This window comes from Verrucomicrobiales bacterium, assembly GCA_016793885.1.
Classification (GTDB): Bacteria; Verrucomicrobiota; Verrucomicrobiia; order Limisphaerales; family UBA11320; genus UBA11320.
The window spans coordinates 1-21,258 of sequence record JAEUHE010000109.1 but is presented as its reverse complement, the minus strand read 5'-3'; the positions used below and the strand labels follow the sequence as shown (position 1 = coordinate 21,258).

Genomic DNA, 21,258 nt, shown 5'->3' with positions numbered 1-21,258 from the left:
CCGAATCATGGCCTGTTGACATGCGGAGTGGGTTGGTTGGAAGATACACCATCCAAAACTTGATCAAAGGGGGGCTCTAGGATGTCAAAATCACACTTCGTCTTTTCGCTGGCTGCGACGTTTCTTGGATTCGTCTCTCTGGTATCCGTAGCGCAAGCACAATGTCCTAAACGTTCATACAACGAGCGAGACCGGGAAGTGATTCGGGAGTCGGTGATCCTTCCGGCTGCTGACCGACTACTCGCGGCACAGAACGAGGCAGACTACGTGGTCTCAGGCGATCAAACGTTCACGCTCGAATCAGATGAGCGGGCGTATCGCCAGCTCATTGAAGAGGTACGAAGTCAGTTCTCAAGCCTGGACAATGTTCGAGTAACGCCTCGTTCGAAACGATGGATTCTTAGCATGGGAGAAGAGGTCTCAGCACTCGTTAGCTCGACAAGTCTCATCCCGGCAGAGGAGAACATGCCACCCAAACTGCAGGCTCTCGAGAGTAGCAGAAGAATCGGATGGACCATTAGGACGCTGCTGGCCTGCTTCTGAGCTCCAAGAAAAGCAGCCGTCAGTGCACCACTACTGCGGCACGGCTTATGCGAAAAAACCGTTCGGCCTCGGTTCCGATTGCGACCTGCTCGCGGGCGACAATCGTAGGGGCCGCGTTCGTGGAAATGGGTAACCAATTGTCGAACCCGGTCGACGTTTCCAACACGTAACTGAACCCCTCCTGTATTGGCCACGAGAGGAGAAGGTCTAGTCCATTAGGAGCCAGTTCCCAATTGATTCGCGGTGGTGGTGGTGGGTCGAAGGTATAGATCACGGAAACCTCTCCTCGTATATCGAAACTGACTATCGATGCTGCGACACACCCACATCCGCCTTCAACACAGGTTGCGGTTACTGAGCCCGCGCGTGAAACATTAGCAACCGTAGTGCCGTTGCCTATAAACTTCCCAGTCTCTGAAACATCGAATGTAACCGTTCTTCGTTTGCTCTGTGAGCCGAATTCAGCGGTTTCCCCTGGTGATAAGGCCAGTCCTGTCCGGCTTTCGGTAGCCGCTTCAAAATTAGTCTCCAGGACCCGAAGAACAAACGAGTTGCTATACGCGAAGTTAATCGTCTTTCTCTGGGTGCAGCCATTCCTGATTCGGATGGTTCCGTCGGTTTGCATGTTAAAAGCTAACTGGACGTTTCTGAGGGTGCCGTTTGACGCATTGAACTGCGGGATTGATAAGGATTGGTCCGTCCAAATGTTGAGAGGCGGATCGAAGGGGACGGTGTTGGTGATATTTGTTGCCATCGCAGCGTTCAAGTGGAAGGCGAGGGTGATGGCGGCCAAGAGAGCGTGTAACCATCCTGTTGGGGTATTCATTATCCTGGGCATGAGTCAGTCGTAATCGCATACCGGAGAATGTCAATAATGATTCGATCCTCTTAGTGTATCTGGATGCCTCTAAGTCCCTATCGCCCGATAGGAGTTGGTGTCCTCGCAAAAATCTGCCTTGATGTCGTAATGAATCGATCAGCTCGCGGGAGCACGATGAGGCTGGCGGAATGATTGGCTGGCAGCCTGCCGCCGACAAAGATCTGAGCGAGTGAGGTGTACCACTCCGCCAGGAGGAAAGGTTTGCTTCGTCGGGAACCGTGTCAGTTTGACGCTCGAAAGATCCGGCCGACGTCCCCTACACCACCGCTTGAACGGGTGTGCTCGGCAAGGGGCAGCTTATTGCATTTTAGGCTTGGGGATATGGAGAGCCAGGCGTTTTGAAAGAATTGCTTTCTCTGTGCGTCCGAACTTCTTGGCTAACTCGGCGTCGGGGCGGGTGCCCAGGATCGCCAGTTCTTCCTTGGACCACACGCGCATCGTAGAGGGGATGGCTAGTTTGAGGCGTCGGCTTTGCACACTCCCGGCATCTCGACCCAGGCGTCGAGCGATCGCGCGATCAGTATCTGTGCCGAGGAGTCGGTCTTCTTCTGGAGTGAAACGGCGCCAGCCTGGACGGGCGGGGGACAGTTTTAATCGGAATCGGCGATTCTTGACTGAACTCATGGATCTGTTCAGTCGTTTGGCGGCTTCCTGATCAGAGTAACGAGCGACCAGAGCATCTTGAGCTTTGGTCCACGATTGGCGCGTGGAGCCTATCCCCAGCCGCATTCTGCGAGCGGCCACCCCAGCACGGTGCCTCCTGAGCCTCTTGGCAATGGCTTCATCGGTGTCGGTGCCCAGGAGAGCATCTTCCTTCGCAGTCCATTCCTTAGCCTGGTAATCCCTAAAAAAGCGCCCGAGCTGCCGTCTACGCCGTGCTACCGACCGAAGACTGCGTCCGGTGCGCTTGGCTACATCCTTGTCTGGTAAGCTTTTGAGTAGCTTTTCATGCTGTGGTCTCCAGGAGACCCGCGGAGCCCTTTTTACGGGAATGTCGCGGGATCGACGACGTGTCTGGATGGAATGCTTTGATCGTTGAAGCTGCTTGGCCAATTCCCCATCGGGAATGGTTCCCAAGAGGGCTTCTTCGACAGGTGTCCACGGCTTGTGTTGCGGCATGAAGGGAGAAATCCCCAGCTTGGTTCGGCGGTGATAAATCTCATTGGGAGTCCGACCAAGGAGCTTGGCAGTTTGTGAATCGGAGTGTTTGCCTAACACTCGTTCCTCTTTCCTAGTCCATGGCTTGGGAGCATCCGGCAGTCGGAGACATCGTTTGCGACGCCGCTGCTGAATTCCGCTGATGGGTCGATTGAGCTTTGTGGCGAGTTCCTCATCACGGAGTTTTCCTAGGAGCTGGTCTTCAGCCTTGGTCCACCGTCGAAAGGTCGAGCCGAAGGTGGGGATTTTGAGTCTCCTCCGTCGGAGGGTGACCCCCAAGACTGTGCGTTGGGTGAGCTTGGCAATCTCGGCATCGGGGCGCGTGCCTAGAAGTTTGAGTTCTTCGAGCGTCCACTCGGAAGCTTGGTGGCCGCGTGCGCTCCGGACACCGCCTCGTCGTTTGCGGGCATGGCGCAGTTGATAGGAGCGGCGGGTGATCCGTGCGATCACCTGATCGGGTTCTTCGGCGAAGGGTTTTGCTTTTGCGGCACGGGCCGACTTGGATGGAAGAGGTCGCATTCCTAATTCAGTCTTAACGATGAGTATCCCCCGAATGTGGGAGGTTTCCAGCTTTTCATGGCTCTGATGAAATCAGTCTCCACCGAAAGCCAACGGCGGATCGTGGCAGCAGAGCGAGCTGGCACCCGAGAGTTGTTGTGTCGTGGCGTGCGTGGTGAGGTGACGATTGGGGTGACGGGAGTGCTTATTGACCCAGGTGATCATCGCGATGTGATGGATAGGCTATGGAGAGATTGGAGCAATCTTGTAAGGAAAATCGATGTCGATGCGTATTCCTCTGTGTGCGCGCTTGTCATCAGCTAAAGGCGTCTTCTAAAAAATTAGTCGGGGAATTTCATTTTCTGCTTGCAGGGAATTTGAATCGGCGTATTTGTTCATCAACAACGCCAAGGTCAGGTAAAAAAATCATGAATGGATCTCGTGATGAAAGCTGGAGCAAGGAAAAGCGATGCTAATTCCCGCTGAGATTATTCCATCGGCCCGACCTCTTCCCGCTCTTGTTCCGTCCCCGCGTGGCAATTCTTCCTCTCAATTTATGAAAAGCGCATTCCTTCTTCTCGTGGCTGTCGTTCTTTCATCCACAGCTCAGGAACTACAGGTCGTGGAAAGGGGGCCTCATCATCAGGTGCTTAACCGCATCACTTCGTTTCTTGACGAGAATGGCAAGGCATTCCAACGCACCAATCGCATCACCGAGCTTGCCAATAGTCTGTGCTTTCTACCTGACGGCCCGGATGCCCAATGGGAGCTCACGCGAGAAGAATTCCAAGTGTTCGAAAATGGGTTTGTGGCAGACCAAGGTCCGATGCGGCTTATCCTCGCGGGGAATGTGAACACGGCAAACGCCATTGACTTGGTCACGAGCGATGGAAAACGTTTCGAGATTAGCCCAGTCCTACTCGCCATGAGGGATGGGACCGGACAAAGCGTTTTGATCTCCGAAATTCAAGATTCTCAAGGACAACTCATCGCTCCCAATGTGGTGCTCTACGAGAATGCGTTCCCAGGTGCAGCGATCAGAATTTCCTATTCGAGGGAAGGCATAGAGCAGGATTGCATCATATTTGACGACAGCGACTTCCATCCTGAAGCATACGGCCTCATCGCAGAATCAACCACCATTGAGCTGTGGAGTGAATTTTTAAGCCCCCCAGATTCGACTGTATTCCCGGTCTTTGAAGATGGAGTCGCCAAAGATGTGGTCGTCGATTTTGGCTCCTCTCGTATCGCGGCGGGCAAAGCGTTTACGACGGATAATCAAGATGTCTCCGTGCCGGTCCGCAAGGCCTACGGGGACGTTAATAATCGGAAATTCTTAGTAGAGAAAGTTGAATACTCAAAGGTGAAACCCTTTCTGGATCAGCTCAATCCGAACGGAGCAAATGCTGGGAAAAATCCCGCAGTTCAACGGATGGCTAAGCGCGAAGTGGTAAAAGGCGACCAGGAACTTTTGGCTCAGCTGAGCGGTAAAGCGAAACTGAAGCGAACGGCCTCCATCGGAAAACCGAAACGAGAAGCGCTGATGGCATTTGATTGGAAGCGTAACCCGGGCTTCTGTATAGATTTTCAGCTGCTTAATACCACAAATATCGCGGGGATGACCTTTCAGGGAGACTGCACGTATCATATCGCTGGCACTGTAACACTATCAGGCACAACAACATTCGAAGCCGGATCAGTTTTAAAGTATACGAATGCCGCTAAAGTAAAAGTAACGGGCCCAGTATCTTGGCTCGGAAGTACGTGGCGCCCCATAGTACTCACCGCGATAGATGATGTGAGTGTGGGCGAGACCGTCCGAGCGAATACACTTACCGGACAGTATGCCGATGTTGCGCTGGATTTCGACGCCAATACCGCCGCCGCCGATTTCACGCTTCAGAATGTGCGCATTTCTCATGCGAAGAATGCCATCCGCATCCTGGGAAGAAGTGGCCATTCCATTTCTCATGCCCAGTTTGTAAATTGCTCCAACGCCATCACTCTGACCAATGCCACTTCAGCGGTCCGCAATGGCCTATTCTACAACTTTAGCAACAGTTTCACGGGCAGCAACAGCACGGCGCGCTGCGAGCATTTGACGCTCGATGCGGGCACGAAGCTCAATGGGAATTCCGCTAGCTTCACTCTCACCTTAACCAATAGCCTGCTGACCGCGGTGACAACGACCACCGGTTACTCTGGATCGGGGGTCACCGTTCTCGCAAGTGCCACAGGCGTGTATCAGACCGTAGGGGCTGGCGCTCATTACCTCGTCGATGGGAGCAGCTATCGGAACAGCGGAATCACGGGGATCAATTCCGGTCTTTCGAGCGACTTTAAGAATCTGACGACATTCCCCCCGGTCGTGGTATCTCCTGGCCAGCTCACCGCAGGAGTGGTGAGTTATTCTCGAACGGTCGAGCGCGATACGGACACGCCAGATCTAGGTTATCACTACTCCGTTGCGGACTACGCGATCTCTGGGCTCTATGCCACGAATGGTACGACGATCTTGGTCAATCCTGGGGTGGTAATTGCCGGATACCGAGCCAGCCCATCGGACAATTACATTTTCTGGATCGATTACGGTGCCAAGCTGAAGGTGCAGGGGACTCCCAGCTCTCCGTGTCGTTTAGTTTGGTATAATGCGCTGCAAGAACAGGCCAGCACGGCTTGGCAAGGGGATGTGGGTGCCTTGGTAACACGCCAAACCGTATTTGGGACGGCTTCGTCCACCGAGATCTCCCTCCGATTTGGCGAGATTTCCACTCTAGGAAACAGCTCTGTGCCCGTGCTCAGCGGCGCGGGTTTGGACACAACGGCGTTAGCAATCTCACTCAGAGATTCAGTTTTCTCCGGCGGGACTATAGCCGTCGACTTTCATCTTATTAACTTTACAAACTGTCTTTTTGAAAGGGTGTTTTCTGTTCTTCAAGGTGATGTCTCGGACGCCAGTCGACGGGCGAACTTCAAAAACTGCCTGCTTTATGGCGGTGCACTGACTACCTACGATGCGGGTGCCAATCTTGTGAGCGTGCGCGATACCATCCTGTATCAGAGCTTGCTCGATACAGGAGGCGGAAGCTGGGACAACGGTTGGAATGCTTACCAGACCAACGGTTGCACAAGCTGCTTCGTGTTGAGCGGCTCCCTTAGCACTCCCGTAATCAACACCAATCTCACCTTCCTCTCCGGGTCCCTCGGAAGGTATTACCTGCCCACGTCGAGCATCTTGGTGAACAATGGGAGCGTCACCAATGCCAGTCTGGCGGGGTTCTATCACTACACCACCGATACCAACCAAGTGAAGGAGACGACGACCGGGCTCGATATTGGCTGGCATTACGTTGCCACATCGTCTTCGACCAGCACGACGGCCAATGACCATGATAACGATGGCATCCCGGACGTAGTGGAGGACTTGGATGGAGATGGGAGCCTCGATTCCGGGGAGACGAACTGGCAAAGCAGCTCGGATCTGGGGTTCGCGGTTCGGATCACAGAACCCAAGACCAGTAGCAATGTTCCGTGACCCAATTCAGCTCTAGTTTTGACTCTCAACCGACAAAGCAAAATGCAAAATTCCACTAAAAGGCTACGGATGGGCTGGATGCGAGGCATGAAGTTGCTTGGGTTCACCATCATACTTGGAGTCTGTGATATTGACCTTGCTCACGCTGAATCCGCTCAGATTGACGAGAATGGGAATATCAGAGGAACTCCCTATAAACTCTGTTATTCCAAAGACTTTATAGGGCGACATCTCAAGGTCGCCATTTGTTGCCGAGATTCCGAGGTTGCGGTTGCAGATGCTAACGGGATTGGTGCCGGAGGAACTGATATCGTTGGGTGTGGCGGAAAGAGCTGCGTGGGGGTGCCAGTCTGGGAAGTGACGGAACCCGATATCAACGTTTGGCTTCGTGATACTCCATTGCTCTACAATGTGAGCCGAGGCAAAGATGTAGAATACAACTTGGCTTACAAGAATTCTCAAGGATCTCAAGGCGATGTTGACAATGGAGCCGCGGGTGTTTTTAGCGTAGGGTCGCATTGGCACACTTTGTGGAGATCTTACCTCGAGGCGATTCCCGGAAGTACCAGTAATTTCTGGGTGTATCTTGGGGATGGCAGTGCTCTCAAATACTCGCTGGATTTAATCCATTTTCGGAACTACGGAAAACTCACTCAGGTTTCTGGTACTAATGTGCTTCAGTTCTTCGACGGGTCCATAAATCGTTATGGCTTATCGACCTCGATAGGAGGCGTAACGAGGTACTTTTTAACTACAAAGCATGATGCCAATGGAAACGTAATGGAATTTCAGTACACAACCAACGCCACCACGATCAAATTGAACAAGGTTATCGATGTCGACAAACGGGAAATCACTTTCGAATACGTTCAGGCAGGCAACTATTCAAACTTGATAAGTAAGGTGATCGCTCCTCATGGGCTTTCATCGACCATGAAGTACAACAGCACTGGTCAACTTACCAATCTCACCGACGTAGTGGGACTTTCCAGCAGCATGCAGTATTCGGCGGGCAATCTCACGTCCCTAATCACACCCTATGGGACAAATACCTTTACCTATTTTTCTACACCTAACGTGATGAATGCTGTGAAGGTGACCGAACAGGCCCTGCGATATCACTTCTTCCTCTATTATCAACAGGTGGACGGGAGCAAGGTTCCGACCAGCTACGCGAGCTATGTTCCAAGCACCACAAACGCTCCTTATTTTTCAATACCCAACACGTTCGATACCGAAGATAGCCACAAGCGGAACTCGTTCTACTGGAACCCTAGGAACTACGAAGACCTGTCCTCAACGGTTAAGACGGCGTTGAATGGGGGATCCTTCACCGTGACGGATTTAACCTCTGGCGATTACTCCAGGGCAAAGATGCAGCACTGGCTGAAAGCGTATGGTTCAACCAATACATCCTTCACGGTTTCTCTCATCCGTGAAAGTTCTCCAGACGGGACGACCCAAGGTTTGATCCAATGGTTCGATTATCCAAACAAGGAAGGAGGAGCCAAAGACAAGGAGGGAACTTCAGGCAAGGCTTGCATCGGTGGGAACAAACTGGACACCGGAGAATCAACGTTTAGCTGTAATGAGCGCAACTTCTTAGGACACACCACGAATGAAGTCGACACCTACACTGGACTCAATGGACTGGTGCAAGTGCGGACCAATCAGTATGTTTTTGATAGCAATGGAATCGATCTGATCAAGCATATCCAGCTCATTGGCGGGACTTCGCGACAGGTGGTGAGTAATGCCTTTAATGGAAATCATCAAATCATTACCTCCTTCGATGCCCTGGGTCAGACAAATCAGTATCTCTACAATGCGAACAACCAGTTAGTCTCTTCCAAAGGTCCGAGTGGGTTAACGGTTACGAATCTCTACGAGACGAGTGGCACGTGGTCGAATTTTCTCAAACAAACGGCCCAAATCGAGATCGCGAGCACCAATTCCTACACCTACACCAATGGGTATGTGTATACCATGCGGGATCCCCGTGGCCTAACGATTACGAATTCATGGGACGCCCTTGGTCGATTGACCAATGCGGCGTACTCGGATGGAACCTCAGAGAAACGCGAGTATAGTAAGCTTGACCTTGCAAAGGTCATCGATCGGCGTGGAGGGACAAATCAATTTGTCTACAACGGATTCAGGCAAAAGGTCTTGGCTGTCGATCCTCGGAACTGCACGAATTCCTATAGCTATTGCAATTGTGGAGTGTTGGATTCGGCAACCGATCCGTCAGGAAAGACCACCACCTATACTTATGACCTGAAGGGACGTCGAACTGCGGTGGCGTTTCCCGCCGGAGGATCGGTTACCAATTTTTACAACGCGATGGGACAGGTGGTGAGAGTGGGAGATTCCGCAGGTAATAATGTGACCAACTGCTATAACAATCAGGGGCTCTTTTGCGTCGCTTCCAATGCTTCTGGTCGAATCAAATGCATCACCTTTGATCTGGAAAACAAGCCGATCGAAGTGCTCGATGCGAACCAGTTATCGACGAAGACAACCTTCGACAGCTTGGGGCGCAGTATCGGTCAGACAAATGCCAATGGGAAGGTGGAGACCTACCTCTACTCCAGTCTCGGTCTGATGGTCTATGGCAATCAACTGAGCCAGGCAACGAAGTATTGGTATGATGCGGGCGGGAGGAAAACCTCCGAGACGAATGCCAACGGGGAAGTGACCTCCTACACCTATAGTGGTGGTGGAGATCTCATCAAATTGGTGGACGGTAAAGGGCAACAAACCACCTGGGGCTATGATTCGTTTGGACGAGTTACCTCCAAGACCAACGCAGCAGGCACAGAAATTCTTAGGTATAAATATGATGCGGAAGGCAATTTGACCAACCGGTGGAGCATCACCAAAGGGGATACCGGGTATGCTTACGACGCCAACCGAAACCTAACGCTGGTGAAGTATCCTTCGGGCTCAACGGTTACCTTCCAATATGACGCGAACAACCGCTTAACAAATATGGTTGATTCGGTGGGGACAACAACTTACAAGTACACTGACTTTGGAGCGTTGTTAAGTGAGGATGGACCCTGGGCCAATGATACCGTGACGTATTCCTATACCACCAATCGTCTGCGGAGTAAGGCGAGCTTGCTCCAGCCGAGCGCTTCTCCTTGGGAGGAGACCTATGGCTATGACCTCGCCAATCGCCTCACCAGCGCGATATCTCCGGCAGGTGCCTTCTCCTATCTGTATGATCCGACGTGTCTGCAGATGGTCAAACAAATCGGCTTACCCAATGGTTCCTCCATCAGTAACACGTTCGATACCCTGGGCAGGCTCACGGGGACTTATCTTAAGAATGGCAGTGCAACCATCCTGAACTCTCATGTCTATTCCTATGACGACGTGAACCGACGAACGAAACAGACACGGACGGAAGGGAATTTTGTTGATTATAGTTACGACGCCAGCGGTCAACTCATCGCGGCGTTTGGCAAAGAATCCGGAGGCACGACGAATCGAGTCAATGAGCGCTTCGGATATTTTTATGATTCTGCTGGGAACCTTAATCGGCGAACCAATGACGCCTTGATCCAAACGTTCAACGTCAACAATCTAAATCAACTGACTTCCGGCAGCCGTAGCGGAACCTTGACGGTAGCAGGAACGACCACTACTCCCTCCACGAACGTCACGGTTAATAGTCTGGCAGCAACGCTCTACACAGACAGCAGTTTCGCCAAGAGTGGATTCAGCTTGGTCAACGGCGATAACACCTTCACCGCTATCGGGAAGGACAACCTCGGTCGGCAGGACACGCAAGCGATCACCGTAAACCTGCCGTCTGCACCGAGCTATTCCTATGACGGCAACGGGAACATGCTTTCGGATGGGAAACGCATTCTCATTTATGATGATGAGAATCAATTGACCCAGGTCTACGAAACCAATAAGTGGCGCTCGGACTTTCTCTATGACGGCAAGCTGCGTCGCCGCGTCACCAAAGAGTATCAATGGGTGAGCAGTAAGTGGGTCCAGACGAATGAATCTCGATATGTCTATGACGGGAACCTGGTGGTTCAGGAACGCGACGGTGGAAATCAGCCTCTAGTAAGCTACACGCGAGGGCGCGACCTGAGTGGATCGCTTCAAGGGGCAGGCGGTATTGGAGGGCTTTTGGCTCGATCCGATATGGCTCTTCAGACCCACGTGTTCTACCATGCCGACGGGAACGGGAATATTACGGCTCTTCAGGATCAGAAACAGATTGTAGTCGGTAAGTATCTCTACGATCCCTTCGGAAGCGTCCTGGCGATGAATGGCCAGATGGCCGAAGCCAACCGATATCGGTTCTCCAGCAAGGAGGCCCATGTTAACTCAGGTCTGATCTACTACCTCTACCGCTTCTATGACCCGAATCTCCAACGGTGGCCAAATAGGGATCCACTAGGCGAGGTCGGAGAAGGTAACCTATACGCATTTGTTTCGGCGGACCCAGTGAATGACCTGGACTACTTTGGACTTATACGCGCTTACGGTAAGAATGACGGATCTATCCCTACTGTGGTATGCGACGGAAAGGGAGGCATGAGAGTAGACTTAGGTAAGAACATACCTCCTGGCACGCCACCGTGTATCGTCGATTGTATGCGTGCGCACGAGGAGAAACATATCGAACAAGCTAGGAAACTCAACCCGAACGTCTGTAAAGGGAAGGCGGACGGAACACTACTGCGCCCGAAACGAAAGGAGCAGATAATCGGGGAACGGGAAGCGTTCCAGACGGAAATCGACTGCGTCGAGAAAAAGTGCTCCAGTGAGAATTGTTCTGCAGATGAAATGAAGGAAAGAATCGAAAAACTCAACGATGAGCTGAACAAATGGTTTCGCAAAAAATTATGAGAACTGTCTTCTGCATAAGCGCCGCCGTTTTGTGCTTCTGTTACTGCACTTGTGGGGGCGCGGATCGAAATGAGATCGAGGTGCCATCGATTGCTTCTCAGACTATTGCTCCAAAGGTAACGGTGAGTGTGACGAATGATGGGAGTGGTCTCAGCCTCGTGTTTGTCCTTAGAAACGATGGAGTGTCCGAACTCTCATTCAATCGATCGGACCTGCCATGGTTCCCAAACGAGCACACTTCGCTCCTGCTTGTCGCAGTTGACCAGCCTGATCGTCCAATCGGGCCGACACTCGATTGGGTGAGTCTGCTTCCGGGTCGTGTAACCATTCCTCCGGGGGGAATGATGAGCGGGACCGTAAATTTAAAGCGGCGTTTTCACCGTATTGGCAGACTGCTGAAGCAGGGAGAGGTGATGCTGTTTTGGGCTTATAAGCCCAAGGTAATCGAGGGGAAGTCTCTTGAGTGGACGGGCGGACTACTAATGCTTAAATCTAAGCCTTGATTCTCCGTTCGTTCGAACATTTCCATTTCGAGGGAGGTGACTGTGCAAAGTATTGTAAGCGGTAATTTGGCAAATACTATCTGAGTCGCTCTAAAACCAGTCCCCCCCTAATTTGTTGTGTGTTGAATAGTCCATTCAACTGAATTTCTCCCAAGACTTCTTCTGATGGACTGTGCCGCAGCTCAAACACACAGCTGAGCTTTCCGCTTTGCTTCGTTGGAAACTCGATTTCTAGCCCAAGATTCGAAAGCCCCCAGATGCCGATTTTGATTGGCGCTTCCTGCCCTTTGAATACTGGAAGCTCCGAGACCGCGAAAAGAGTCATTCGATAGCTGCCTGCAGGAAGGAGCATAGGGAGCTGTAGAACAGCTTTTACGGACCCTTCATGAGGATGGATCCTGAGCTCATACGAAGTGTCGTTTGTGTTCACCGCCACCTTACCCAAACGAACCGATCCTTCCTCCACGCTCAGAACGAGGTTGGTGAGTGATACTGTCTGGCCTATTGCGATCGGTAAGGCTATCGCAGGCCGAAGCTGGGATTCCAGGTGGGAAACCCTGAGGGCAAGACGTTTGCACAAGTCGGTCGACGCGTCGTCGTAGCGCCGCAGAATCTCCAGCTCCCCGTCTTCCAAAAATGTTCTGACGTGGGGTAGCAAGTCCTCCAGGCGATTGGTTAGCCCGGCAAGCAACGGGAGAAGGTTTGAGCATCGGTCCCGGAAGAACTGGCGGGTCATCGAAGGGTGAAGGATCGCTTTTGCCAGTTGTCCTTTCAGTTCTGGCAGCAGGGGGGCCTGTGGCTGAACGAACATTTGGTCCATCCCGTGAGGGATGAGCACCGCTTTAGATCCGATTGGATCGAAATAGAGACGATAGTTGTTCTGCTCCAGGGTGTAGCCGTCGGCATGCCGCGCAATGAGTTCGAGGGCCAGGAAGGAGAAGACTCGCTCCATATCGACCAGGGAGGTTAGTTTTAGGAGGCGTTCTCGATCGTCCTCAATGGCGATGGCGGCCATTAACGCTCGGAGATCAGAATGATCAGAGGCGCCTTTGCCGGAATTGCGTTTCAGAGGCACATCGATATCGCGCGAGAATTCACTTTCATACAGATTGCCGTCTGGATTCTGGAAGTGTTTGCGAAGGAAGGTCTTGTCGAGTCCCTCCAGGAGGACATAAAGCCCCAGGTCACGACCATTTAATTCCACTTGGGCGTGAGCGACTCGAGCTGCAGGAATGCCCGCCTTACGGAAAAGCTCACTGGAAAGGAACTCGCAGAGATAGGTCGGGTCCTGTTCGGAGTTATTGAGGTGAAACTTGTCGAGACCGTGTAGCTTCTGTCCGCCAACGAACTTGTCAAAGTTGAGAGTGAGGGAGGCTTTTCCATCCAGCTGCTTAAAGGTCCCGTAGTTTCCTTTCAGGTGAACGGCGACATCGCGGTAGGTCTGTCCCCCTTCCGTGACCGTGCATTTTACATACTGGCGCGGCTCTGCTCTTAAGGCTTTTACCGCGTCCTCGCTGATCTGAATCTTCAGGCGCTTGAGCGCCCCATTGGTGAAGAAGTGATCACTTAAGTCTTCGCGTGGAGCCCCGGAAGTTGAGCACGCCAAGAGAAGTATCCCGAAAATCAGGAGATGGTGGATGCCCATGGACGCGACGATAAGCGCGCTCGCCTCACTCAACAACCCTGGTTTTTAGGATTTTCAATACTCGACAGCCGTCGCCAAGCAAAACGGGGAAAATGCGATCGCTTGCTTTCAAGTTTGCCAGCGGTTTTGCCAGCAGAAGCTTAATGACAGAGTATTGTTCGGTAGCTAAGGAGTACCGCCGAATAGTCTTGATGGAAGCTGATATAAATCTGATTCTACAGGCCGATTTGAGTGCTAAGGCATTGGAAATCAGTGCCCGCTAGAAAGGAGCAAAGGGCCGTCTCGGCCCATCGGGGCGACGAACTTAACGAGGCATCGAACCACGACGGTTGCGGAAGGCTCAGTCTATGGACTGCGGAGACACGTCCTAAGCATTACCCACAAGTTCAGAAGATCTTGGACCTCTATCCCAACGGGATAGCGCCTCAAAGCCCAGGGTTGCGAGGAACGAGCTACCCTGGGAAAAAACCATAGAATTCACAACCCCATCGTGGGTTGCGGTTTGTTTGGGGGTGTTGGCCGATCCAGTCGCAACCCGCGTTGGGGTTGTGAGAAAACAACGACTAACCCAGGGTAGGCGCTCCCGCTTCGCGCCAACCCTGGGCTTTGAGGCGGAATCTCTGTGGGATTCTAACATCTGGTCGAAGAACTTGTGGGTAATACTCAGGTCGTGCCACCGCGGTCCATAAAGCTGCCCCAGCCGCCCCGGGCGGTGTAAGTCCCGCTTCAGCTCCGTGTGGTCCGCGTGTTCCGTGGGCAATAAGCCCCCGCTCCCATTCAGGCGGGCCGTGCTCAGATCATGTCGGCCCCGCGGACCAGCAGGACGCCGGCTTCCTTCAGCAACTGCAGGTCAGCGGCTTTCTCCGCCTCGGTCTGGGGCGCAGTGCGCACCGCATCCTGGATGAGGAATGTCTTGAAGCCCAGTGCCTGCGCGTCCAAGGCCGTGTGCAGAACGCAGCCGTCCGGTGAAAAACCCAGGATATAGACTTCCGTCACTTTTCTCACGCGTAGGAATTCGGTCAGCCCCGTCGAGGTGCGATGATCGTTCTCAAAAAAGGCGCTGTAGCCGTTTAAGTCGGAATCCATCCCCCGCTGGAAAACCCGATGGATGGAGTCCCGTTGAAGCGCCGGGGCCAGCTCGCTCCCGTGGGTCTTCTGAACACAATGATCGCGAGTCAGCGTGAACACTTGCTTCTTAAAGTCGATGACCTGGCCAATCTCCCGCTTGTCATGGTTCGAAGCGAAAATCTTGTGCGAGCGGAGATGCCAGTCCTGGGTGGCCACAACCACGCGAAAACGCCGCTGAAGACGGTTGGCAAGCGCCACCACCGATTCAGAGTCGGGGAGTTCCCAACCCCCTTCGGGCAAAAATTCACGCTGCAAATCGACTAATATCAATGCTTTCATCCAGCTTTCCTGATCAAAAATCTCTCATCCCCATTCCCGCCTGACCGCCACCGTCGCCAAAAAGCTCGGATAACGGCATCTCAAAACCCGGCAGCAATGGCTCCAACAAAATCTCTTTCACCGTCAATGTCTGCCTCAGACTCAGCCCATACTGAGTCGCATGGTAGACTTCCACATTCTCGTAGCGCGGGTCAACGATCCAAAGTCGCGGGATCCGGATCTCCTCATACACCGACTTCTTGAGCACGGTGTCGGCATGGTGATCCTCCTGATTGATCACCTCGGCCGCCAGCCAAAGTTTTCCCAAGGCCGATGTGACCATCGCCAGATCCGGCCGAAACTGATTTGTGTCGGACAGCTTGACGGGATCGCGCAATGCCAGCGCGCGGCAGCTGCTGGCCGGAGTGAGACTGCGCACCACCCACCGGTGCAGCCGCTGGCAAATCCTCTCGTGGGAAGGACGCGGTGGCACCCGCAGGATCAACTCGTTCTCGATAAGCTCTGAATACGGTTCTGGCATTCGTCGGGAAAAGCTTAGCGAGGATGCCCCGCGGAAGCGAAGGGAAATGCGCCAGACTGCATTTCTCATTTGCCACCGGCACGCGCTTCGAGCCACTATCCATCCATGTTGGCCAAGGTGGGCTCTGCAGCAGTTCTCGGCATAGAGGCATTTTCTATTGAGGTGGAGGTCGATTCCGGAGGAGCAGGAGACATGCGTCCTGTCATCGTGGGTCTTCCCGACGCCGCAGTACGCGAATCGCTTGACCGAGTGTTCACAGCGATGACGAACTCGGGCTTCCGCGTTCCGCTGGGACGAACCACTGTCAATCTGGCGCCGGCGGATGTTCGGAAGGAAGGCCCCAGCTTCGACTTGCCTATCGCCGTTGGGATCATCTCCGCCAGCGAGCAGATGGAAGCCCTGCGTCTGGATGACTACGTGCTCGTGGGCGAGTTGGCTCTTACCGGAGCCGTCCGCTCGGTAAAAGGCGCACTCTCCATCGCTCTGCGCGCCCAGGCCGAAGGAAGAAAGGGGGTTTTGGTCCCCGCCGCGAACGCCCCGGAAGCGGCGGTTGTCAAAGGCCTGCAGGTGATTCCCGTAGCGAGCCTCCGCGATGCCGTCGCGTTCCTCGAGGGCGAACTTCGGATCCCTCCAGCGCAGACTGACGTGGATGCGTTGTTCGGAGTTCCTCCGGATGACGATGCCGATTTCTCCGAGGTCAAAGGGCAGGAGTCGGTCAAGCGGGCGTTGGAAATAGCGGCCGCCGGTGGACACAATGCCTTGCTGATCGGCCCACCGGGCACCGGCAAATCCATGCTCGCCAAACGACTCCCCACCATCCTGCCCCCGCTCACCCTGAGCGAAGCGCTCGAGACCACCCGGATTCACAGCATCGTGGGCTTGCTGAACCCAGGCCAGGCTCTCATCACCCAGCGCCCGTTCCGTTCACCGCACCATACCGTCAGTGACGCCGGACTGCTGGGCGGCAACGTGAATCCAAGCCCGGGGGAAATCTCTCTCGCCCACCATGGAGTGCTCTTTCTCGATGAGCTGCCCGAGTTCAAACGAAGTGTTCTCGAAACCATGCGCCAACCCTTGGAGGAGGGACGCGTCACCATCTCCCGGGCGGCGGGCACGATGACCTTTCCCTCCCAGTTCATGCTCATCGCAGCCATGAACCCCACGCCCGATGGCAAAATGCCGTCGGAGTCACGAAGCTCTCCTCGGGCAATTCAGACTTACCTCGGACGCGTCTCGGGCCCGCTGCTGGATCGCATCGACATCCATGTCGAGGTGCCGGCGGTCAAATTCGGCGAGCTCTCATCCGCCCCCGCCGGCGAAAGCTCGGCGGTCATCCGCCACCGGGTCATCGCCGCCCGGCGACTCCAACAAGAACGATTTTCAGGAAAAAGCCGCGTCACCTGCAACGCCCGCATGGGTAGCCGCGATCTGAAATCCCATTGCGGCCTCGATGCCGCCACGCATGAAATGCTCAAGCACGCCATGTCCGACCTCAAACTCAGCGCCCGGGCCTATGATCGCATCCTCAAAGTCTCCCGCACCATCGCCGATCTGGCACAGTCGGCGCAAATCGCCTCCGATCATGTCTGGGAGGCGATTCAGTTCCGCAGTCTGGATCGCCAGTTTTGGACCTAATTTCCCGCTTTCTTCCCCACCGGACCCCCTCTAAACTCGCCTCTTATGTTCGATGCCATCAAAGCCGAAATGCAACCGCTGGGCGAGAAACTGAAGCAATTGCGGAGGTTTCTTTGACGTCCCACAGGCGCAGAAACGACTGGTAGAAATTGAAAGTTTGATGGCGGGGGAAACCTTCTGGAACAACAACGAGCAGGCCCAGAAGATCATCCAGGAATCCAATCAGATCAAGGGGCGCATCGAGCCCTTTATCGCCTCCGAGAAGCAGCTCGAGGATGTGCGCACGATGCTGGAGCTGGCCGAGGCGGAACCGCTGGAGTCCCAGCTCAAGATTCAGGACGAGCTGGAAGCCGAACTCAAGCGCTTCACTCGCGAACTGGATGCCATGGAGCTGCGCGTGCTGCTCAAGGGTCCTCACGATCGGAACAACTGCATCCTCAGCATCAACGCCGGGGCGGGAGGAACCGAGGCATGCGACTGGGCTTCCATGCTCATGCGCATGTACACTCGCTGGGCCGAAGCGCGCGGATGGAAGGTCCAGGTCGAAGACGCGCTTGAAGGTGAAGGGGCCGGCATTAAGAGCGTGGTGATGAAGATTTCCGGCGAGCACGCCTACGGATTTTGCAAAGCCGAACGCGGGGTGCACCGCTTGGTCCGGATCTCCCCGTTCGATTCCAACAAACGCCGCCATACCAGCTTCGCCAGCGTCGATGCCATCGCCGAAATCAGCGACCTGGAGGAGGCCGATGTGGTCATCCCCGACACCGAACTGCGAATCGACACCTTCCGATCCGGCGGTAAGGGGGGACAGAACGTCAACAAGGTCGAGACCGCAGTCCGCATCACTCACATCCCCACCGGGTTGGTGGCCGCATCGCAAGCAGAACGTTCGCAGGCCCAAAACAAGGTGAATGCCATGAAGCTGCTCACCTCGAAACTGTTCGCCAAGCGCTTGGATGAGCAGAAAGCGGAGATGGAGCGGTTTTATGGAGAAAAAGGCAGTATCTCCTGGGGCAACCAAATCCGAAGCTATGTCTTTCAGCCCTACCGTCTGGTGAAGGATCTGCGCACCGGACATGCGACCAGCAACCTCCAGGCCGTGATGGATGGAGATCTAGACGACTTCGTGGGGGCCTGGCTGCGCGCCGGCTGCCCGTTGAAGCGAATGCCCAATGTGAAGGACGACGACGAATGAACATCCTGCAAACCATCGTGGAGCAGAAGCAGCGCGAGATCGCCCATCTGCCGCAACGATCCGTCAGCGTCAGCGACCTCCAACAGGCCATCCAACAACGGGGCGGGCTGCGAGACTTTCGCGGAGCACTCGAAACACCCAGCAGCGGACGAGTAGCTCTGATCGCCGAGGTCAAGAAGGCGTCCCCATCGGCGGGAATCATCTGCCCGGATTTTGATGCCGTGCGGATCGCCCGACGCTACGAGGAAGCCGGAGCCAGCTGCCTGTCGGTGCTCACCGATGAAAAGTTCTTTCAAGGCTCGCTTCAGTACCTTCGTGCCATCCGAGCCGCCGTCCAGCTCCCGCTGCTGCGCAAAGACTTCATCATCGATGAACGACAAATCCTGGAAGCAGTGGAGTGGGGGGCCGACGCCATTCTCCTGATCGCTGCCATTCTGAGCGATGACCAGATGCGCCGGTTTCATCAACTCGCCGTCGGCGCCGGACTCACCGCCTTGGTCGAGGTGCATGATGCGGCTGAGTTGGACCGAGTCGTGGCCATCGGAGCACCGGTTGTGGGAATCAATAACCGCGATCTTAAAACCTTCAAAGTTGATTTGGGCACCACCGAAAAGCTCGCTCAGCATCTCAAGGACCGGTCAGAATTCTCCCAACGTTTGCTCGTGGCCGAGAGCGGCATCCACTCGCGTTCGGACGTTCAGCGCCTGGCGGCTTGTGGCTCCCGAGCGATACTCGTAGGCGAATCCTTAATGCGCCAACCGGGTGACCTGGCCGCCAAAGTGGCCGAGCTCATCCACTTCTAGCAATCACGCTCGCCCCCCAAGAGCCTGCACTGTCGCAACCTGCATTTCGCACCGGGTTCCCCTGCCCTGACACCCCGATTCTGACGCTAAACATAAGCTTTTCGCATTTTTTGCGATTGCGCGTTCTGGGTGTTTAGCCACGCCAACTCCCGTCGATAGACAACTTGGAGAACGAGAGGGAAGTGAGAGCAGAACTATGAAACTGGGGTCTAGAATCATTGTCGGCGCAGGGGCGGCACTTGCATTAGGCGTAGCCTGCAGCTTGTGGATTCAACGTCAAGTCATCCGCCGTCAAGGCATCGAGATGACGCACGCTTCGATGCGTGCGGTGGTGATCGAAGGTGAGCAGGTGCGATCTTCCTTCTCGGCAATGAACCAAAACAAGGCCTTCGATCTGCCTCACCTCATGGAGGAGATCAAGAAGGGGGCCTCGCTGCGTGAATCCACTCTCTACAGCACCATCCCGGTCGTGGCGGCCTGGAAAGCGATCGGGGAAGTGGCCAAGAAAGAGGGCTATGAATTCCGGATCCCCAAGCGCCAGGCTCGGAACCCGAAGAATTCGCCGACTCCCGAGGAGGAGCGGATCTTGAAGCTCTTCGAAACCCAGCAGACGAACGAGTTTTTCCAGGTAGACCACGCGAACAACCAAATCGTGTTCGCCCGACCCATCGTGCTCACGTCAGATTGCCTGATGTGCCACGGCGATCCCAAGACCAGTCCCACGGGCGACGGCAAGGACTTGCTCGGCTTCGCGATGGAGGATTGGAAGGCAGGGCAGGTGCATGGCGCCTTCGTGCTGAAGTCCTCTATGGACAAGATCGACGCCGTTGTGAAGGCCGGGTTCATGAACACGCTCATCCTCGTCCTCCCCTTGACGCTCGGTATCGTCCTCGTGCTCTCCTACATCAATCGCCGACTGCTTATCCTGCCCCTGTCTCACAGCATCCGCCGCATTTACGAGTCGAGTGAGCAAACCGCCGAATCCTCCAGCCAGATCTCCGCCACCAGCCAATCGTTGGCGGAGGGAGCAGGGGATCAGGCGGCGGCACTGGAACAAACCAGTGCCTCGCTGGAGGAAATGTCGAGCATGACCAAGCGCAATGCCGAACATGCGGCCGATGCCAAGGCCATTGCCAACCTGACGAGATCCGCCGCCGACGCTGGGCTCGCGGACATGCAGGAAATGAGCGAGGCCGTCACGGCCATCAAAACGTCCGGAGATAACATCTCCAAAATCCTAAAGACCATCGACGAGATCGCCTTCCAAACCAATATCCTGGCTCTGAACGCCGCTGTGGAAGCAGCGCGGGCCGGGGAAGCCGGATTGGGCTTCGCTGTGGTCGCTGATGAAGTTCGCAATCTCGCCCAGCGCAGCGCCCTCGCCGCCCGCGAAACGGAAGAACGAATCACCGAATCCGTCCAGAAGTCCGACCGCGGGGTTCAGGTCTGCGCCAAGGTTTCCGACCGACTGACAGAGATCGCACAACACGCACGCAAGGTCGACGAAGTCGTCGGACAAATCGCTACCGCATCGGCTGAGCAAGGCACGGGAATCGCCCAGATCAACAGCGCCGTATCTCAAATGGACCGGATCACCCAGACCAACGCCGCCGGTGCCGAGGAGGAGGCGTCGGCCGCCGCTTCGCTCAAACACGAGGCTCAGTGCCTCAAAAAGTCGGTCGAGGATCTTCTCGCCATGATCGGAGAAGAGTCGAGACCAGTCCAGCTGGGCGCCGAACTGCGTGGCAAGAAATCCTCGGGCCGAAGCAACGCGCTCGGACAAGGAGTGACCTCCGATGCGCGGAATGCCGACGCCTCCGGCACCCGTCCGGAAACACCGTTCACGCCCGCCGACTCTGAGCGGACAAAACAGCCTTAACCCGGGAGCCCCCTGGGCCGACACGGCCCACACTCCACTGATAGGGGTAGGAATGCGGGATTGACCGCACCCCTCCCTCCAAACCGGACTGGCGGATTTCCCGCATCCGGCTTACCAGTCAGTAGGGTCCACAGTGGGGCTGAAGCCTATTGAGTCGGGTATCCTGCCAAACTGAATAA

Annotated in this window: 13 protein-coding genes; 7 read left to right on the top strand and 6 right to left on the bottom strand. The window is 54.8% G+C overall.

The window, feature by feature from the left end; genetic code table 11:
* Positions 1-81: 81 nt before the first annotated feature.
* Positions 82-543, top strand: coding sequence for a hypothetical protein (locus JNN07_12680; GenBank protein MBL9168591.1), 462 nt, complete (start codon positions 82-84; stop codon positions 541-543).
* Between the two features lie 19 nt (positions 544-562).
* On the opposite strand, the gene JNN07_12675 is transcribed toward JNN07_12680, so the two are convergent.
* Together JNN07_12675 and JNN07_12670 are read right to left on the bottom strand one after the other, a co-directional pair.
* Positions 563-1,336 (bottom strand): choice-of-anchor E domain-containing protein, encoded by a 774-nt coding sequence (locus JNN07_12675; GenBank protein ID MBL9168590.1) that lies wholly within the window; start codon positions 1,334-1,336, stop codon positions 563-565.
* A 384-nt stretch (positions 1,337-1,720) separates the two neighbouring features.
* Complete coding sequence (locus JNN07_12670) at positions 1,721-3,100, bottom strand: hypothetical protein (protein MBL9168589.1); 1,380 nt, start codon at positions 3,098-3,100, stop codon at positions 1,721-1,723.
* Positions 3,101-3,635: 535 nt separating this feature from the next.
* Between JNN07_12670 and JNN07_12665 the strand changes: the two genes are divergently transcribed.
* Entirely contained in the window at positions 3,636-6,614 is a 2,979-nt protein-coding gene (locus tag JNN07_12665) for a hypothetical protein (protein MBL9168588.1), read from the top strand.
* Positions 6,615-6,677: 63 nt separating this feature from the next.
* On the opposite strand, the gene JNN07_12660 is transcribed toward JNN07_12665, so the two are convergent.
* Positions 6,678-7,133, bottom strand: coding sequence for a hypothetical protein (locus JNN07_12660; protein MBL9168587.1), 456 nt, complete (start codon positions 7,131-7,133; stop codon positions 6,678-6,680).
* Positions 7,134-7,394: 261 nt separating this feature from the next.
* On the opposite strand from JNN07_12660, the gene JNN07_12655 reads away from it, so the two are divergent.
* A complete protein-coding gene (locus JNN07_12655) occupies positions 7,395-11,492 on the top strand; it encodes an RHS repeat-associated core domain-containing protein (GenBank protein MBL9168586.1) in 4,098 nt (1,365 codons plus the stop codon).
* 579 nt (positions 11,493-12,071) lie between these two features.
* Here JNN07_12655 and JNN07_12650 read toward each other — a convergent pair.
* From JNN07_12650 to JNN07_12640, 3 genes are all read right to left on the bottom strand, one after another.
* Complete coding sequence (locus tag JNN07_12650) at positions 12,072-13,640, bottom strand: CotH kinase family protein (GenBank protein ID MBL9168585.1); 1,569 nt, start codon at positions 13,638-13,640, stop codon at positions 12,072-12,074.
* A gap of 792 nt (positions 13,641-14,432) precedes the next feature.
* Positions 14,433-15,047 (bottom strand): isochorismatase family protein, encoded by a 615-nt coding sequence (locus tag JNN07_12645; GenBank protein MBL9168584.1) that lies wholly within the window; start codon positions 15,045-15,047, stop codon positions 14,433-14,435.
* A 13-nt stretch (positions 15,048-15,060) separates the two neighbouring features.
* Entirely contained in the window at positions 15,061-15,567 is a 507-nt protein-coding gene (locus JNN07_12640; protein MBL9168583.1) for a Uma2 family endonuclease, read from the bottom strand.
* Between the two features lie 105 nt (positions 15,568-15,672).
* On the opposite strand from JNN07_12640, the gene JNN07_12635 reads away from it, so the two are divergent.
* The 4 genes from JNN07_12635 to JNN07_12620 all read left to right on the top strand — a co-directional run bounded on the left by JNN07_12635 (position 15,673) and on the right by JNN07_12620 (position 21,079).
* Positions 15,673-17,202, top strand: coding sequence for a YifB family Mg chelatase-like AAA ATPase (locus tag JNN07_12635; GenBank protein ID MBL9168582.1), 1,530 nt, complete (start codon positions 15,673-15,675; stop codon positions 17,200-17,202).
* Positions 17,203-17,247: 45 nt separating this feature from the next.
* Positions 17,248-18,397 (top strand): peptide chain release factor 2 gene (gene prfB / locus JNN07_12630; protein MBL9168581.1). Its coding sequence is split into 2 segments (ribosomal slippage): positions 17,248-17,316 and positions 17,318-18,397, totalling 1,149 coding nucleotides; the frame shifts between segments, so codons are not numbered across the junction.
* On the top strand, positions 18,394-19,200 hold the full coding sequence (trpC, locus tag JNN07_12625) for an indole-3-glycerol phosphate synthase TrpC (GenBank protein ID MBL9168580.1): 807 nt from the start codon (positions 18,394-18,396) through the stop codon (positions 19,198-19,200). The genes prfB and trpC overlap by 4 nt, the downstream gene beginning before the upstream one ends.
* Positions 19,201-19,396: 196 nt before the next feature.
* Positions 19,397-21,079, top strand: a complete 1,683-nt coding sequence (locus JNN07_12620; GenBank protein MBL9168579.1) for a DUF3365 domain-containing protein — start codon at positions 19,397-19,399, stop codon at positions 21,077-21,079.
* The last annotated feature ends 179 nt before the right edge of the window (positions 21,080-21,258 follow it).

What these genes read in the sequence shown, in the direction of transcription:
- JNN07_12640 (MBL9168583.1), bottom strand. Translation starts at nt 15,567, where the DNA reads ATGCCAGAACCGTATTCAGAGCTTATCGAGAACGAGTTGATCCTGCGG.
- JNN07_12645 (MBL9168584.1), bottom strand. Translation starts at nt 15,047, where the DNA reads ATGAAAGCATTGATATTAGTCGATTTGCAGCGTGAATTTTTGCCCGAA.
- JNN07_12680 (MBL9168591.1), top strand. Translation starts at nt 82, where the DNA reads ATGTCAAAATCACACTTCGTCTTTTCGCTGGCTGCGACGTTTCTTGGA.
- JNN07_12665 (MBL9168588.1), top strand. Translation starts at nt 3,636, where the DNA reads ATGAAAAGCGCATTCCTTCTTCTCGTGGCTGTCGTTCTTTCATCCACA.
- JNN07_12660 (MBL9168587.1), bottom strand. Translation starts at nt 7,133, where the DNA reads ATGCGACCCTACGCTAAAAACACCCGCGGCTCCATTGTCAACATCGCC.
- trpC (MBL9168580.1), top strand. Translation starts at nt 18,394, where the DNA reads ATGAACATCCTGCAAACCATCGTGGAGCAGAAGCAGCGCGAGATCGCC.
- JNN07_12670 (MBL9168589.1), bottom strand. Translation starts at nt 3,100, where the DNA reads ATGCGACCTCTTCCATCCAAGTCGGCCCGTGCCGCAAAAGCAAAACCC.
- JNN07_12620 (MBL9168579.1), top strand. Translation starts at nt 19,397, where the DNA reads ATGAAACTGGGGTCTAGAATCATTGTCGGCGCAGGGGCGGCACTTGCA.
- JNN07_12650 (MBL9168585.1), bottom strand. Translation starts at nt 13,640, where the DNA reads ATGGGCATCCACCATCTCCTGATTTTCGGGATACTTCTCTTGGCGTGC.
- JNN07_12655 (MBL9168586.1), top strand. Translation starts at nt 7,395, where the DNA reads ATGGAATTTCAGTACACAACCAACGCCACCACGATCAAATTGAACAAG.
- JNN07_12635 (MBL9168582.1), top strand. Translation starts at nt 15,673, where the DNA reads ATGTTGGCCAAGGTGGGCTCTGCAGCAGTTCTCGGCATAGAGGCATTT.